The organism is Marinobacter sp. AL4B, assembly GCF_019916045.1.
GTDB lineage: Bacteria > Pseudomonadota > Gammaproteobacteria > Pseudomonadales > Oleiphilaceae > Marinobacter.
The window spans coordinates 1,092,329-1,109,274 of record NZ_JAILWZ010000013.1 but is presented as its reverse complement, the minus strand read 5'-3'; the positions used below and the strand labels follow the sequence as shown (position 1 = coordinate 1,109,274).

Sequence of the window (16,946 nt, the reverse complement as noted above, 5' to 3'; positions counted from 1 at the left end):
AGGAGTTTTTATGATGCTCATGCGATCCCTTACTCTCGGGCTTTCTCTGGCCTTTATGGCCGGTTGCTCAGTCATGCAAAGCCAAACCCAATCCGAGCCTGTCGATCTCGATAGTCGCTTTGCTGTGATTCCGCTGGGCAACCTGTCGCAGACACCGCAAGCCGGCGACCAAGCGGCCAGCATTCTCAGTGCCTTGCTTCGCGCTCGAGGCGCTTCTGAAGTTGAGCTTTACCTCCCAGCTGACGACAATCCACTGATTTACGATAACCACGATCGCCAGCAAGATGCGATTGCCACGGCTATGGATCAAGGCGCTGACATCATCGTGGAAGGCACCGTTGATGAATGGCGCTACAAGAATGGCCTCGACGGCGAACCGGCCGTTGGCCTTACGCTGGTGTTCCGTGATGCCGAAGACAACTCAGTGATCTGGTCCGGCACCGGAGCCCGCACCGGCTGGGGCCGAGAGGGCGTGGCGGTTGCCGGCCACAAAGTACTAGAAGATCTGCTGGACGAAATGCCTGTAATCGAAGCGGCGCGTTAAACCGACATGACAAAATCCGACGTATACGGCGATCTTGGTCTCTCAAGCAAAGAAACGGCAGTGTGGGTGAAGTGGCTGGAAACCATTCTCATGACCCTGCTCTTTCTCGCTGTAGGGGTTTGGCTGAACCCGGAAAACCCGTTGTTTATCGGGGAAACCTTCCCGTGGCCGGTGCTTGCTGCGTTGGTTGCTGGCCTGAGATACGGGTTCATGATGGCCCTGGTGTCTTCCAGTCTCATGTTCACCGGTGCCGCACTGATGTATCGGGCCAGCGTCGTGCCGGGCGAGCAGCTGCCTTACACCTGGGGGGTTGGCATTCTGGCAACCAGCTTACTGGCCGGAGAGTTTCGGGATTACTGGGACCGGCGCATTGAAAAACTGGTCGCCGCCAATCAATACCGCCACGTGCGTTTGGAAGAATTTACTCGTAACTTTTACCTTCTCAAAGTTTCCCATGACCGTCTCGAGCAGCAGCTTGCCGGTAACTCCAACAGCCTTCGCGAAGCGTTGCGGCGGCTGTATAGCGAGATTTCTCATGCCCGGGGTACCGGACTCAACGCAGAAACCGGAGCGCTGATCATGCGTTTGCTGGTCCGCTACGGGCAATTACAGGTAGCGGCAATCTACCCGATCCACGCAGGTGAGCTGGCAAAAGAACCCATCGCAACCGTGGGCAACTCAAGTCCGCTTGATCCTGATGACCCTCTGTTAGTGCATGCACTGGAACAAAGAACACTGGTTTCGGTGCACACCGAATACCGCAACAACCTCGGCGATCTGGATACTCAGCTGCTACTCGCGCTTCCTTTGATTGATTCTGAACAGCACATGATCGGCGTTGTCACTGTCGAGGCCATGCCTTTTTTCAGCTTTCAGCCGAAAACACTTCGCCTACTGGCAATCATGACGGGACACATGACCGATATGTTGCTGGAACACAGCCAGGTTTCTGGTCAAGTACAGGCTGATTGGCGTCACTTCCTGTTCCAGCTTGCGCGGGTAAATAGCGACGCCCGCGACCACGACCTGCCTTCCACGCTTGTGCATTTCAACTTCAACAGCGCAGCTTCAGCCACTCACGTTTACCAAATGATGCAACAGATGCGTCGAGGCTTAGACGTGATTACTCAGCCCCCAGAAGCGGAAGACACCCAAATTGTCGTATTACTGCCGCTGACCGACGAGCTTGGCGCTGCCGCCTACTTGCAGCGTCTTGCCGATGCCGTGCAGCAGCAATCCGGGCGTTATCTTGAATCGTTCGCCCGCATTCAGCAATTGCCGTTGGGACAGAAGACCCATCCCACAGAATGGCTCGAGCGCCAACAAAAGGAACTGGCATGAGCGGTTGGCTCATTTCGCTTGGGCTAACGCTGGAGGCCGGTGGCCTCGCTGCGTTGTTTACCGACCTGCCTTCACTGCTGGCGCTGTCAGCCTATTTAACAGCGCACGCATTGGCAACATTGGTGTTCACAGTGGTATGCCTGCCACTTTTACCCGCCAGCTATAGACGCAAACTGATATTATCTGGTCTGTTTCTATTCACCCTGCAATTCGCCATGCCCGTCATCGGCAGCATTGGCGTGTTCGCCGGCATTTTGCTGCCACTTCGCTTGCCCCGAACCGAGCGACATAACCCTTGGCAAGAAACCGACATACCCGAGTTGCCTTACCGACCGGTGGATATGGGTGATCAATTGGGTTTTAGTGACGGCGGTCTGCGGGAAGTGCTGCGTGAGGCAAGCTCGTCCGAAAAACGCCTGAAAGCTTTGCTCGCGTCTCGGCAATTAACTGATCAGGAAGCCGTCGATATTTTGAAAGAAGCACTCAAAGACCCTTCCGACGACATACGGCTGTTGGCTTATTCGATGCTAGAACAAAAGGAAAAGCAACTTGCCACCCGTGCTCAGGAACTGAAAAAGCTGCTCGACGACCCCGAGCATCCTGACCGGCACCGACTGACCCGCCGACTCGCCCACACTTGGTGGGAAATTGCGTATCTGGGCCTTGCCCAAGGCGGGCTTAAACAGTATTACCTTGAGAATGCCCACCGTGTTCTGGTCAAACTGACCGAGGCAAAGTCGTTTCACAACGACTGGCGTTTGCTAGGCCGTATTGAGTTGGCGCTGGGCCATACCGAAGCCGCCAGCAACGCATTTGAAGCCGCGCTGACTAACGGCGCCCCCCCCGAGCTGATATATCCGTACCTGGCCGAAGTCGCTTTTCTGGCACGAGACTTCCAAAAAGTGCGTTTCCATCTGGCCAACTGTTCACGTTTCGGCCCGTCCGCACCGGTAAAGGAATTAATGGAGGGTTGGCTATGATCTGGCGAAAACCGGCAGCACCGGAAACATCCATTGCCGACATTACATTGTTGCTTGAGGGCACCTATCCCTTTGTCCGGGGCGGCGTTTCGTCCTGGGTACATCAAATCATCTCTGGCTTACCCCAATACCGTTTCTCGCTGATCTTTCTAGGCGGTGACCGCAGCCATTACGGTGAACAACAATACCAACTGCCCGAGAACGTGATTCATCTTGAATGTCACTATCTGATGGACCCGTTAGTGGAATCGAAGCCGAAAGCCCGCAAAGGCAATCGGGCAGCGTTCGACACCCAGCGCAAGCTACACAGCCAGCTTCGTAACAAAGCCCCTGTACCGAAAGGGGTATTCAGTGACATTTTTCAAAGCCTCGGCCGCAAAGGTGGCATCAGTAAAGAAGACTTTCTGCACAGCGAAGAAAGTTGGAAGGTGATCGACGAAAGTTATAACAAATATTGCACAGACCCTTCGTTCATCGATTATTTCTGGACCATCAAAATCATGCACGGGCCGCTTTTTCGAATCGCCGAAATTGCCCGGAACATTCCGCCCACCCGGGCGGTTCATGCGGTGTCTACCGGTTACGCAGGCTTGATGGGTGCCATGCTAAAAGAGACTCGGGGTATTCCTTACATTCTGACCGAGCACGGCATCTATACCAAAGAACGCAAAATCGACCTGTCACAGGCTGATTGGATCAAAGATGTTACCGATAAGGTCAGCACCAACCTGAATGATGATTTAGGGTACATTCGCAAACTCTGGATCCGTTTTTTCGAATCTTTGGGGCGTATGTCCTATCAAATGGCCGACCCCATCATCTCGCTCTACATAGGCAACCAGCAACGCCAGCTCGCCGACGGCGCAGAACCGGCTCTCACCCAGATCGTTCCCAACGGGATTGATCCCAGCCGGTTTGAAGGCGCTTTGGCTGCCCGTCCCGATGAAGTGCCCATGGTAATGGGGCTTGTCGGGCGTGTGGTTCCGATCAAAGACATCAAAACCTTTATCCGGGCCATGCGCGCCGTTTACGAGGTGATCCCCAACGTGGAAGGCTGGATCGTCGGGCCGGAAGAAGAGGACCCTGTCTATGTGAAAGAGTGTCGGGAATTGGTCAGCAGTCTGGGCTTGGAAAACTGCGTCAAATTCCTGGGATTCCAGAACGTAAACGACATCCTCCCGAAGCTGGGCCTGATGGTGCTGACCTCGATTTCCGAAGCCTTACCCTTGGTGATACTGGAAGCCAATGCCGCGGGCCTGCCTTGCCTTGCCACCGATGTGGGTGCCTGCCGTGAGTTAATCGAAGGTGGCACCGTTAAAGACAGACGTTTAGGAAGTAGTGGCGCGGTGGTGCCCATCGCAGACCCGGAAGCCACCGCCAGAGCAGCCACCCGGCTTCTGCTGGACAAACAACGTTGGCAAACAGCCAGTGCCGCCGGGCTGGCTCGCGTTAAACAATTTTACACCTTGGAATCTATGTACGATTCGTATCGAAACATTTACGACACGGCGTTATCGGCCGAAAACCGGGAAGACTGATGGCGGGTATTGGATTCGAACTCAGACGCATACTTAAACGCGACAGCCTTAGCAGTCTGATCGGCGCCTACGGACTTGCCAGCGTCATCAGTTCAGGCCCTTGGGTGCTTTCGGTACTCGGAGTGATGCTGATCGGTATCGTCAGCCTGACACTGGCGGTCCGTGATTTAGAGATCGTGCAGTTTTTAGTGTCGGTGACCTACCTGATGGCCATCTCACTGGTGCTTTCGGGGTTATTCCAACATGTGTTTACCCGCTGGGTGGCCGACCGGCTCTATGAGAAGCGCAACGATCTGATTCTGCCCAATCTGATGGGCGTGCTTTGGCTCTCAACCCTACTGGCACTGCTGGGCGGGTTGCCGGCAATACTATTTTTGCTGCCAGACACCAGCACGCTGTATAAGTTGCTGATGCTGGCCAATTTCGTGGTGCTGTGTAACCTCTGGCCGGTTACCATCTTCCTGTCAGGGATGAAATCCTATTACCTGATTGTGGTGCTGTTCGCCGTTGGCTACACCACCGCGATTGTCGCCGCTTTGCTGTTATCCAGCCTAGGCCTTGAGGGTCTATTAGGCGGTCTGCTTCTGGGGCACAGCCTGTTGCTGTTCAGTTTTCTGTTCAGCATCATTCGACAATACCCCAGCGACAAGTTGATCGATTTCAGCTTCACCCGGCGCTCACAAGTGTTCCCTACGCTGATTGCAACCGGGCTGTTGTTCAACGCCGCGGTCTGGGCCGACAAGTTCATCTTCTGGTTCCACCCGGACACCTCGCAGCACGTGATTGGCACTCTGCGGGCTTCGGCCATCTACGATCTTTCAATTTTTCTGGCTTATCTGGCCATCATTCCAGGCATGGCGGTGTTTCTCGTCCGTATGGAAACCGATTTTTCTGAAGCCTATGACCGTTTCTACACCGCCGTCCGAGAAGGCGATACCCTCGCCCACATTAACGGCTTTCGGGATGAGATGGTGCGGGTAGCGCGCAACGGCATCTACGAAATCTGTAAGGTGCAAAGCTTCACACTGATCATTCTGTTCATCTGGGCCGACGAGATTCTCGCCGCTATCGGTATCTCCACCTTGTATCTGCCTATGTTCTACATCGATCTGGTATCAGTGAGCATGCAGCTGATATTGCTGGCGATCCAGAACGTGCTGTTTTATCTGGATTCGCGCCACATCAACGTGTCTCTGTGCGTCATCTTTTTCGCCAGCAACCTGATTTTCACCTTAACCACCATCGAACTGGGCGCAAATTTCTACGGTTACGGATACGCAGGCGCGACCCTCCTGTCATCGGTCATCGGGCTGGCATTGCTGTCCCGTAAATTTGACCGGCTTGAGTACGAAACCTTCATGTTACAAGGGCGCTAACCGCAAGCCAGGTAATTGCGCTGCTCGTCAAAGCTTCAGAGCGCGTATCTGGACAAGCAACACGAACCGTAGGATCCTAAAAGATATTCTAAAAATAATACCGAGACGGCTGACTGGAAGTGCATCCGCAGACCGCCCCGATCCATGATCGTGAGGATACCGCAGTGACAGAGGCAATAACTCCAAAAAAACTCAAACCCAGCACCATCCGAATCGGCACCCGATACCGAGCTAACCGTTTAAAAGGCCCTTACGATGCCATCGTCATCGGTTCCGGCATTGGCGGACTAACAGCTGCGGCATGTCTCGCCCGCGCAGGTAAAAAGGTTCTGGTTCTGGAACAACATTACACCGCAGGTGGCTACACTCACAGTTACGCCCGTAACGGCTACGAATGGGACGTGGGCGTTCACTACATTGGTGATATGGGCGTGAGCACCACGCTTGCCCGTCGCTTGTTCGACTACATCACCGATAGCAATCTCAAGTGGGCTCCGATGGATGAAAACTACGACCGCTTTTTCCTCGGTGATAAAGTCGTTAATTTGCGGGCGGGCAAAGAAGGCCTTCGACACTCCTTACTGAACGCGTTTCCGGAAGAGGGCGAAGCCATCGACCGTTACGTGGCTCTGCTCGATCAGGTTACCAGTGGTATGCAGTGGTATACCCTGTCTAAACTCTCGCCGTCGCTGATTAGCCCCTTCGTCTCTAAAGGCTTGAATAAAGTCCTGCCGGACTGTTTCAACCGCACCACGTACGATGTACTGAAGGAGCTGACCGATAACGAAGAACTCATCGGCGCCATCACCGGCCAATGGGGCGACTGTGGTGTAACGCCCAAGCAGTCCAGCTTTATGATTCACGCCATCATCGCGAAACATTATTTGCACGGTGGCTATTACCCGGTCGGCGGTGCATCCGAAATTGCGAAAACCATCATCCCGGGCATCCAGGCCGCAGGCGGTGAAGTATTTACTTACGCCGATGTCACCGACATTCTGATTGAGAAGGGCAAAGCCGTAGGCGTTCGCATGGCCGATGGCGAAGAAATCCGGGCCCCGAAAATCATCAGTGGTGCCGGGGTCATCAACACCTATGAGCGGTTGCTGCCAAAAGAAGTCTCGGAAAAGGTCGGTTATCCACAAGACCGTAAGCACATTAAACCGTCCATGGCACATATCGGACTGTACATCGGCCTCAAAGGAACACCGGAAGAACTCGGTTTGCCTCGCACCAACTTCTGGATTTATCCAGGGCCCGACCACGATGCCAGTGTGGGCAACTTCCTGAAAGACCCACACAACGCACCTTTCCCGGTGGTGTATTTGTCGTTTCCCGCAGCAAAAGATCCGGATTACCAGAATCGCTGGCCCGGCACCTCAACGCTGGAGGTGGTGGCACCTACTTCCTGGGAGATGTTCGAATGCTGGCAAGGAAGTACCTGGGGCAAGCGCGGCGAGGATTACGAGGCCCTTAAAACCGAGATTACCGACAGGCTGCTAGAAGAAGTTTATGACAAGCTGCCTCAGCTACGCGGCAAAATCGATTACGTAGAAACGTCCACCCCGCTGTCAACCGCCTGGTTCTGCCGTTACGAGGAAGGCGAGCTCTACGGTCTGGACCATACCCCTGAACGATTTGAACAGCGCTGGCTGAAGCCCAAAACCGACATCCCCGGCCTGTACCTGACCGGGCAGGACATTTTGACCTGCGGACTTGTGGGCGCGATGATTGGGGGGTTAATTACCACGCTCTCCATCCAGGGCCTGAAAGGCGCCGGATTGGCCAAACGTATTTTCGTAGGCTAAAACTGATAGGTATAAAGCGATGGCAGTGTTTTCCAAAAGGACCGCAGAACAGCAACTAAATCAAGAAGCGGGCAAGGTCCGTAAAGACGATCTGGAAACACTGCTGCAACGGCAGGAGGCGATCGAGGCCAAAGTGAAAAGCAGCGGCCGCCTCCAGCGCTTCGGCACCGACATCAAACTGATGTTTTCCCTGATCCGGGATTATTGGAACGGTCGTTACCGCGCCGTGCCATGGAAAACCATTGCCGCAGTCGCAGGCGCTTTGCTGTATGTGTTGAATCCGCTCGATCTGATCCCGGATCTAATTTTTGGGTTTGGCTTACTCGACGATGCAGGTGTAGTGGCTCTTTGCCTGAAGCTGGTGGAATCGGACCTTCACAAATACGCAGCGTGGAAAGAATTGTCGGAAAAACCAGAATAAAGACCAAAGCAAATTGATCGTTTTGTTAACTAAAGGTAATCTCACTTCTCGTCCTTTTCGCAACCAATAAACTCTCCGGAGCGCTCGTGGATTTCGCTACTCTGATCGGCCTTGTCGGCGCCATCTTACTCATCGCTTCTGCCGTGATTCTTGGCGTTTCTCCAGACGTTTTTGTCAATTCAGCGTCTCTGCTGATTGTGGTAGGCGGCAGTCTTTTGGTGGTATTAGCCAAATTTAGCATTCCCCAGTTTCTCGGCGCTTTCAAGGCCGCAGCTCGGGCATTCAAGTTCAAACTTCCGGAAACTCAGAACAGCATCGAAGAACTGGTCGAGATTGCCAGCATTGCCCGTAAAGAGGGGCCGCTGGGTCTGGAGGGCCGGGAGGTCAGTTCCCCGTTCCTCGCCAGTGGCATCCAGATGCTGGTCGATGGTCAGAACGACGAAACCATCAAACAACTGCTGGATAAAGAGCGATTGATGACCCTGGATTACAACCGCTCCGGTTCCAAAGTCTTCACCGCTTTGGCTGACGTGGCCCCGGCGATGGGCATGATCGGAACGCTAATCGGTCTGGTACAGATGCTGTCCAACATGGAAGACCCGAAATCCATCGGGCCGGCCATGGCGGTAGCACTGCTAACCACGCTTTACGGTGCGATGATCGCCACCATGATTGCCTCGCCCATTGCCGACAAGCTCTCGCTGCGGATGACCGAAGAGGCTCGCATGCAAATGCTCTACACCGACGCTCTGGTGGCCATACAACAAGGTACCAACCCCCGCGTTATCGAACAGATGCTTTCGAGCTATTTGCCCCCGAATCAGCGCGATAAAGCACCTGAGCAAGAGGCGAGCGGCGGATAAGCACTATGGATGAGCTGCCAGAAGAGGAAAAACCGGGAATCCCGGCGTGGGTTGTTACCTTCGCCGATCTGATGTCTTTGCTGATGTGCTTCTTCGTGCTTTTGTTGTCGTTCTCCGAGATCGACGCAATGAAGTTCAAGCAGATTGCCGGCGAGCTATCGAAAGCTTTTGGTGTGCAGCGCGAGGTGCCCGCTTTGGAGATACCTCAAGGGACCAGCCCTATTTTTGACAAGTTCTCCCCGGCTCCGCCCGAGCCGACAGTGGTCAATGAAATCCGCCAAACCACCACCGATCAGAAACCCGAGCTGGAGACGCTCAAGAGCCCGACGGAGGAAGCCCGGGAAGAGGCTGCAAAGGAAGCGCTCGAAGCCAACGCAGCACGTATTCGTGAGGTACTGGCTGAAGCGCTTGAAGACGGGCGAATTACAGTCGAAGCCGACTTAGATCAGCACCGTATCGTTATTCGGGTTGAGGAAAAAGGGTCCTTCCCGTCAGGTTCGGCAGAGCTAACCTGGGAGTTCGAAACCTTGCTACTGGAAATGGCTGAGGTACTGGCGGATATTCCGGGCGAGCTGACGGTCGAGGGTCACACCGACGATATTCCAATTCGCAATTCCCGTTTTTACAGCAACTGGGATTTGTCAGCGGCCCGCGCCGCAGCCGTTGCCAATGCGTTGCTGGCAACCGGCGGGGTTGAGCCCACGAGGCTGGCCGTTAAGGGGCTCGCGGATACCGAACCGCGGGTTGAAAATGACTCCCCAGAAAGCCGCGCCAAGAATCGCCGGGTCGAGATTATTGTTGATATGTACGAACCGCAAGAAGAAGAGCGCATGCGCCTGAGGGAGCTGATTCATAGGAGTAGCGAACAGGGCGAAACCATCATCGATGTTCGCTCCGCCACGCCCGGAAGTGCTCAACCCACGACAATAGGGCCGGAATAACCAGCAGCACCAGCACCGTCGACAAAGCCAGACCAAACGCTATAGACGTGGCCATGGGAATCAGGAACTGAGCTTGCAGTGATGTCTCGAATAACAGCGGCATCAACCCGCCAATGGTAGTGAGCGAAGTCAGTAGCACTGCGCGAACCCGCTGAACGACTGCTTCGTTCAACGCATCGGTAATCTCGAGCCCCTTCTGCCGCTGTTGATTGTAAAAGGCCACCAGAATGATTGCGTTATTCACCACAATTCCAGACAGGCCAAACAGGCCGAATAACGACAGGATCGTCAGTTGCAAGCCCATCAACCAATGCCCCAGCAACGCGCCCACCAAGGCAAACGGAATGATCGCCATGACGATCACAGGCAGCAGCCAAGAGGCAAAAACCCACGCTAATACCACGTACATCAGTCCGACACCGATGATCAGCCCTGCTTTCATATCATCCATGGTTTCACGCTGGTCGGCGGACCGGCCTTCGAAGCTATAGCGCACGCCATACCGGCTGGCAACATCAGGCAACACCTTGGCTTCCAAGCTTTCTAACACCTGGTCTGTGGTGGCTATCCGGGTATTTAGCGCCGATGTCACCTCCACAGCTAGCTTACCATCCGCATGGCGCAACGCCTGAAAACCCTGACGATGATCCAGATTCATCACCTGCATCAAAGGAACAAAGCGTCCATCCGGAGCACGCACGGTCATACGTTCCAATGTGGAGTATTCTTCGCGTTGGCTTTGCGGTAGCTGCACGCGCACTTCAATCTCGTCGCGGCCTTGTTGATAAATCTGCGCCACACGACCATCAAACGCCGCTCGAAGCTGCCGGCCCAGGTCAACCGTGGTCAAACCCAGAGCCTCGCCATAGGCGCTCACTTGATAGATCAACTGCTCCCGTCCCCAAGGCATGTCATCTTCCACATCCAGCACGCCGGGCAAAGTACTTAAGGCTTGCGCCAGTTCATCTGCGGCTTTTTTCAGGTCGGGCGCATTATTGCCGGTCAATCGCACATTCACATCGCGCCCCGGTGGCCCGGCCTGTCGTTCGGTGATGTTCAAAGCATCCAGGCCAGCAGGTAAGTTCAGTCGGCTGCGCCACTCTCGGATAAAATCCGGATTACGGACCGAACGCTGATCAGAAGGCACCAGCTCAACCAACATCGCACCCAATTCATCGTCGTTTCGAGAGCTACCTTCGGCACCTAAAGTGGCGCCATAGGTGGTTACCGCGTTTAAAATCAGACCACCCCCAAGGGCCTTATCGGTTTCTGCGAGCGACTGCTGCATATCGTGAATGAAGTTCTCTACGGTGCGTTTATCCGTGCCGGCAACAAAACTGGCGTTAGCATAAAACACCGAAGGTTCCGGCGTCGGAAAGAAATTGAACCCCAGTCGCCCGCCAGCCAACAAACCCGCAGTCAACAAAGCCAGCGCCACCGCTGTGGCAACGGTGGCGCCTCGGTGTTCCAGACTGCTGCGGGAAAATTGTCGAAACTGACCGTGGCGAAAACGGTCAAAACCCTGTTCAAATCGATCTCGAAAGCGAGTTATGAGATTCCGGTGATCGGCGCCGCCTTGATCTGGTTTAGTCGTGGTTATAAAAGCTCGCCGCAAGTGTGAAGGCAACACTATGAAGCATTCCAGCAGCGATGCCACCAACACACAGATCATCACCAGCGGAATATCTCCCAAGATATTGCCGATAATTCCACCCACCACCAACAGCGGCATGAACGCCGCAACGGTTGTCATTGAAGAAGCCAGTACCGGCCAAACCATCCGTTTAGCAGCCCCTTCCGCAGCATAAATAGATTCTTCCCCCAATCGCGCGTGGGCGTCGGCGTCTTCACCCACCACAATGGCGTCGTCCACGATCACACCCAGCGCCATGATCAATGCAAACAACGACATCATGTTGATGGAGCCACCCAACAGCCACAGCACCGCTAACGCCGCCATAAATGCCGTGGGGATACCAATAGCAACCCAAGCTGCCACACGCCCGGGCAAGAACAAATACAACAGGGTGATAACAATAACCAAACCACTCAAACCGTTGTTTACCAACAAGGAAATTCGGTCTTCCAGCAATTGCCAGGTTTCGTCGTAAACGTCGAGTTTGATAGTAGGCGGCAAGCCCGAGCGAGTATCCTCCAGCCAACGCTCCAACACTCTGGCTGCCTCCAGAGAATTACCGTTCTCCACTCGCTGCAATTGCAGCTCAACGGCGGGATGGCCGGCATTTTCCATCACCGTCTGGTTGTCGCGACTCTCTTGATGGATGATGGCAACATCACCCAGTTGCAGCCGGATACGATCGTTACTCAGAAGAGGTAACGCTTCAAATTCTTGAGGGCTCCGGCGCTGCTCCACCGAGCGTAGCTCCCGGGTCGCATCCTGTTGAGCCATCATTCCAGCAGGGAGATCTCTAGATACTGATGCGACCCGGTCAGCGATTTGCTCCAACGTCAGCCCCAAGGTTTCAAGGCGATCTACCGGCACGTCGATACTAATTTGCTGTTCCGGCAAACCGCGGATGCTGATCCGGTCGATGCCCCGACTCAGCAGCTCATCTTCAAAGCGATACACCATGTCACGCAGTTCACTGCGATCCACGTCGCCGTATACCAGCAACCGAGCAACCGGCTCGTACCGCTCTATCCGCGTGACCCGGGGCTCTTCCGCATCCGCTGGAAGGTTGTTGAATTCATCCACTTGCTGACGCACATCATCCACGGCCTGGACCGGGTCAGTGCCTTCGTGAAACTCCAGCGTGATCGACGACACGCTCTGGGCAGAGGTTGAGGTCATTTTCTTCAACCCGTCTACACTTCGTAGCTTTTGTTCCAGTGGATCGGTAATGCCCAGCTCTACATCCTCGGCAGAGGCCCCACTCCAGACCACCCGAACGCTCACCATGTCCAAGGCGAAAGTCGGAAAAAACTGGATGTTCATTCGAGTCAGTGCCAATACACCGCCCAAAAGCATAACGAGCATCACCAGGTTGCCGGCAACCCGGTGATGAACAAAAAATCCAATTACGCCTTTTTTACGTTTCACCGGGAGAGACCTCCCGCTGCATCGGCTACTTCAACTTTGAGTCCTGTCACTGCGTTGGGCAGATGCGTAGTGATCAATTGTGCCCCGGGCGTTAGCTGTTCTCCGGATATCAGTAACCGGCGTTCGCCGCTATTGCTTTGAGCTTCGCCGATTCGGTTTACCTTAATCCGCTTCAGGCGATGCTCGCCAGACATCAGATACACACTGTCGGCGCCATACAACGCGCTGAACGGAATGGCTACCACTCGCTCCCGCTCGGGCCGCTCAAGGCTAACGGGCAGCAGCGCCCCGGGGCGCAACCCCTCCGCTCCGCCGATCGGAGTGAGAATGACTTCGGTTCCAGCTGGATCACTGGTCCCGGCAAAGCGCTCCAACCGAAAACGAACCTGCCGCCGCTCGTCGTAGGCCGCAAGCTGGTCGCCGGCAGTCAAAGCCGCACTCAACTCTTCCCGATATCTGTCAGGGACTCTGGCACGAAGCTCCAAGCCATTTATGTTGTAGATCGACAGCAGTGGTTGGTTTCGAGCTATCTGGTCGCCTTCAGCAACTTGTAAATCGGTCACCACTCCCTGAAAAGGGGCAACAACCCGGGCACGTTCGGCATCTCTCTGCGTGCTTGCCAAGGTGGCTTCCGCTTGCGCCAGTCGGGCCTCCAGGCTCTGTAAGCGCGCGGGGTGTTCATTAACGGCTCGTTGCCGCCCATTGAGTGTAAGTGCCGCCCGCGCGGCTGAATCTGTTGCTGCCTCCAAGTTTTCTCGAGAGGCCAGCTTGCGTTCAACCAGCGCCTGAGTACGATCCCTTTGCCGACGGGCATTGTTCAGAATTGCCTTCTCACTTTTTAACGAACTCAGATCATTCTGGAAGCGCACCTGTTCTGACCGAATTTGCGCTTCAAGATCGGATACCTGAGATTTCGCTTGCGTCAGCAGAGGCTCGACATCCTGACTGTCCAGCGCAACCAACAAAGCACCCGGCTCAACCCTCTGGCCTTCGGCCACCGGTCGCTCCGCAATGCGCCCTGCCATGGCAGCGACCACCGATACCGTTCCGGGCGCAACGACTTCGCCATAGAGGGGTAGCACAGGCCTGTGGGTTTCGAGTTCAACCACTTGAACCTGCACCCGCCAGCTACGCTCGAGAGCAGTTACCTGAGCAGGCTCTGGGCGGGTCATTTTCAAAAAGAGAAATCCGAGCCCCCCGGCGATCAGAATAATGACGGGTATAATTCGTTTGGACATAGCGAGTTAGCCGGCTAAGGTAAATTAAGTTCCGCCATAACAAGGCGACGAATAGCATTATACTTCCTAGAGACATCCCCAGATTGCAATAAACAGCACGGTCAGGAGTACTATACGTTTGTTGTCAGCAGATTATGCCAACCTTCCAAGCGCCACACTCATCAATGCTTTCATTGTAGTGCTTGTCGTGCTTATGCACCGTGAGGCGCTCGTTCGCCTGAGTGCCCTGTTAAAAATCATGCACGCTCGCCACAACCTACGCTTGGTGACGGCTGTTTTAGGCATACTAATTGCCCACACTGCTCAGGTTTGGGTGTTTGCTATTGCCTACTTTCTTATGCACCACGCCGATACTTGGGGCTCACTACAAGGTAACTTTAACGGCAGTTTTTTGGACTGTGTCTACTTTTCTTTCAGCACATTCACCACCGTGGGTTATGGCGACATAGAGCCCGTTGGCGCACTGCGTTTTTTGACCGGAATCGAAGGGCTCACAGGTTTGGTGCTGATTACTTGGAGTGCTTCGTTCCTGTTTATGAAGATGCAGAGGTATTGGAAGGGCAGTTAAACAAAAAAACCCCGGACAGACTCAACATCTGCCCGGGGAAGAGTCACCCGCCGGCTATGAGAAGCGGGCAACCGCCATATCTAAACTTACCAGCGCGCCGTTAAAGCGGCGCGAACGGTACGGCCCGGCTCGTTGACACGGTAAATACCTCCGTCCGAAATATTGTCTTTGCTGACATGCCGAGCCCATGTGTTATCAAACACATTATCCACCGCCCAAGTCAGACTGAGATTTTTCATTACGGGATGGGAACCCGTCAGGTTGAGCACACCGTAACCAGGGGAGGAATCCGGGTCTAAACCACCGTCTTCTTCCAGGTAAACCCGGTCTTGCCGGCGGGCCAACTCCCACTCAACTTCCAAGACATGGCCCTGGTGAGTCCAAGCCACGGTCTGATTAAACTGAATCGGTGGAATGCGGGATAGCGCTTGATCTTCATCCCGGTTTTCTCCACGAACCGAGGCAAAGCGACTGTTCGTACTCCACGTCCCGTTACTCCAACCGAGCACGCCCTCTACACCGAGCAAGCGGGCATCCACGTTGTAATAACGGTTTTCAGAGCGCAGTACGTAATCATCAACCTGATCAACCCAAATCGACGGACGCCAATGCCAATTTCCGGACCGCCCGGAAAGCGTTACATCGAGTTTGTTATGTTTTTCCACATCCAGACCTGGATTACCGACCCATGAGCCAGACATGGTTTTCCGAGCCACATAACGCTCGTTAACACCGGGCGAGCGTGCGCTGTGACTGGCGGTAACTTCAAGAGCCTGCTGCGGTGAAAAACGCCATTCACCCGTCACAAAACCGCTGACATTGTCATCGTTAGCGGCGACTGTCTTTGCACCATACTCATTGGCATACAACTCAGCCGGTGCGAATGACATCATTCCGCCCGCCATAGGTGTGAAACGTTGCTCCGCGCGGGTAGCGTCCATTTCTATGCGATCATAACGAATACCGGCCCCCAAACGCGCATTTGCACGAATCTGGTGAAAGCCTTCCACAAAAACGCCCAACCGCTCTCGCTCTACGCCAGGCCACATAAGGGAAGCCTCATTATCGAGCCTCATACCATTGAACATAGTGGCATCCCAGTCATTACGTTCGACATCGATACCCACAGCAAAATCTTTGGTGTAATTAATGGTTTGATCCAGTACCAGCCGGGCACCTTGGGTGCGGGTTTTCGAGTTGGTCTGCATTTTCATCATTGACTGCCGCAGACTGAAGTTATCCATCACGTGATCGACATCAGCCTGCCAAACCATCAAATTCCAGCTGCCACCTGAAACGGGAGCACCCATTTCCATGCGATAAAGATCAGTATCCGTGATCGGCGCGTCCATGCCCCGGCCGGGAAAACTGACATCTCGCTCTTCCTGCCGGCTAGCCATGCCTTTGATAAAGAAACCGTTCTCCGCGGTCCATGTCGCATCTATGCGGCCTTCAGAGTTTTCATAGGAACTGCGAACGTCTTTGCCGTCGCCGTCTTCGTAATCACCGGATTCATCGTATCCACCGGCCAAACGGAGAAAAGTCTCTTTATGACCCACCGCCACACTGCCGTTCACCAACTTTCCTTCACCGTTATCAGCACCACCGATGGTTAAATGCCCGGCAGTTACATTGTCATCCGCAAATACTGGCGCTGCCGTGGTCGCCACTATCTGGCCACCGGCAATCGGGCCCCATCGCAGGGTGCGGTTGCCGGTACGTACCTCCAGCGTCGGCGCTAACGCCACGCTGAGCCGGTTGGTCGCCGGGTCCATACGGCTTGGACATGCGCCTTCTACGCGCATGCCATCCAACAGAACATCTACGCGGTCTTCATTCTGGCCCCGAACGACCGGGTCCAGACCTCGCCCCCCCATGCGAGATAGCGACACGGAAGCATCGGACGACAATCGCGCCACTGGCTCAGATTGAATTGCAGCAGCAGAAAGGCGAGCAGCTTCTGCCGACTGACCTTCGGTTACCCGAATCAACACAGCTGCATCTGCACTAACTTGTGCCAGAGCCGGGAAAGCCAACGTGCAACCAGCCACAACATAGCCAATAGAACATGGCAGGAGATTTTTCAGCATTCAAAAGAATCCTTTTAGGAGTAATCATCAAAACGTTGCGAGGATGATAAAAATCATAAAGGACCCTAAGCGGCCTGACTTGAGACACGATGCCGCACCTCTTTTTAGGTACCTATTAATGAGGGAAGCGCCAAGAATTGACCAATCGACTTGCCAAACGGTGCGCGATTGTGGTGC

General features: G+C 54.4%; 13 protein-coding genes. 10 read left to right on the top strand and 3 right to left on the bottom strand.

Features of this window, described 5'->3' with window-relative positions; all coding sequences use genetic code 11:
- Positions 1 to 10: 10 nt before the first annotated feature.
- From K5L82_RS15385 to K5L82_RS15345, 9 genes are all read left to right on the top strand, one after another.
- On the top strand, positions 11 to 544 hold the full coding sequence (locus K5L82_RS15385; RefSeq protein WP_223134747.1) for a hypothetical protein: 534 nt from the start codon (positions 11 to 13) through the stop codon (positions 542 to 544).
- A gap of 6 nt (positions 545 to 550) precedes the next feature.
- A complete protein-coding gene (locus tag K5L82_RS15380; protein ID WP_223134746.1) occupies positions 551 to 1,885 on the top strand; it encodes a PelD GGDEF domain-containing protein in 1,335 nt (444 codons plus the stop codon).
- On the top strand, positions 1,882 to 2,865 hold the full coding sequence (locus tag K5L82_RS15375) for a tetratricopeptide repeat protein (protein ID WP_133006772.1): 984 nt from the start codon (positions 1,882 to 1,884) through the stop codon (positions 2,863 to 2,865). Before K5L82_RS15380 ends, K5L82_RS15375 begins: the two co-directional genes overlap by 4 nt.
- Positions 2,862 to 4,403, top strand: coding sequence for a GT4 family glycosyltransferase PelF (gene pelF / locus K5L82_RS15370; RefSeq protein WP_223134745.1), 1,542 nt, complete (start codon positions 2,862 to 2,864; stop codon positions 4,401 to 4,403). The genes K5L82_RS15375 and pelF overlap by 4 nt, the downstream gene beginning before the upstream one ends.
- Entirely contained in the window at positions 4,403 to 5,779 is a 1,377-nt protein-coding gene (pelG, locus tag K5L82_RS15365; RefSeq protein WP_223134744.1) for an exopolysaccharide Pel transporter PelG, read from the top strand. The genes pelF and pelG overlap by 1 nt, the downstream gene beginning before the upstream one ends.
- A gap of 164 nt (positions 5,780 to 5,943) precedes the next feature.
- Positions 5,944 to 7,587, top strand: coding sequence for a phytoene desaturase family protein (locus tag K5L82_RS15360; protein ID WP_223134743.1), 1,644 nt, complete (start codon positions 5,944 to 5,946; stop codon positions 7,585 to 7,587).
- 19 nt (positions 7,588 to 7,606) lie between these two features.
- The gene (locus tag K5L82_RS15355) at positions 7,607 to 8,008 is read left to right on the top strand and encodes a YkvA family protein (RefSeq protein ID WP_133006776.1); all 402 of its coding nucleotides are present in this window, start codon (positions 7,607 to 7,609) and stop codon (positions 8,006 to 8,008) included.
- An 86-nt stretch (positions 8,009 to 8,094) separates the two neighbouring features.
- Positions 8,095 to 8,871, top strand: a complete 777-nt coding sequence (locus K5L82_RS15350) for a MotA/TolQ/ExbB proton channel family protein (protein WP_133006777.1) — start codon at positions 8,095 to 8,097, stop codon at positions 8,869 to 8,871.
- Positions 8,872 to 8,876: 5 nt separating this feature from the next.
- Complete coding sequence (locus K5L82_RS15345; protein WP_223134742.1) at positions 8,877 to 9,812, top strand: MotB family protein; 936 nt, start codon at positions 8,877 to 8,879, stop codon at positions 9,810 to 9,812.
- On the opposite strand, the gene K5L82_RS15340 is transcribed toward K5L82_RS15345, so the two are convergent.
- Both K5L82_RS15340 and K5L82_RS15335 read right to left on the bottom strand, forming a co-directional pair.
- Entirely contained in the window at positions 9,751 to 12,873 is a 3,123-nt protein-coding gene (locus K5L82_RS15340; RefSeq protein WP_223134741.1) for an efflux RND transporter permease subunit, read from the bottom strand. The genes K5L82_RS15345 and K5L82_RS15340 overlap by 62 nt on opposite strands.
- A complete protein-coding gene (locus tag K5L82_RS15335; RefSeq protein ID WP_223134740.1) occupies positions 12,870 to 14,111 on the bottom strand; it encodes an efflux RND transporter periplasmic adaptor subunit in 1,242 nt (413 codons plus the stop codon). Before K5L82_RS15335 ends, K5L82_RS15340 begins: the two co-directional genes overlap by 4 nt.
- A 193-nt stretch (positions 14,112 to 14,304) precedes the next feature.
- Between K5L82_RS15335 and K5L82_RS15330 the strand changes: the two genes are divergently transcribed.
- Entirely contained in the window at positions 14,305 to 14,679 is a 375-nt protein-coding gene (locus K5L82_RS15330; RefSeq protein WP_133007634.1) for a potassium channel family protein, read from the top strand.
- Between the two features lie 86 nt (positions 14,680 to 14,765).
- Here K5L82_RS15330 and K5L82_RS15325 read toward each other — a convergent pair whose 3' ends face one another.
- Positions 14,766 to 16,769: a TonB-dependent receptor domain-containing protein gene (locus tag K5L82_RS15325; RefSeq protein WP_223134739.1), complete on the bottom strand. Its 2,004-nt coding sequence runs from the start codon at positions 16,767 to 16,769 to the stop codon at positions 14,766 to 14,768.
- Positions 16,770 to 16,946 lie beyond the last annotated feature (177 nt).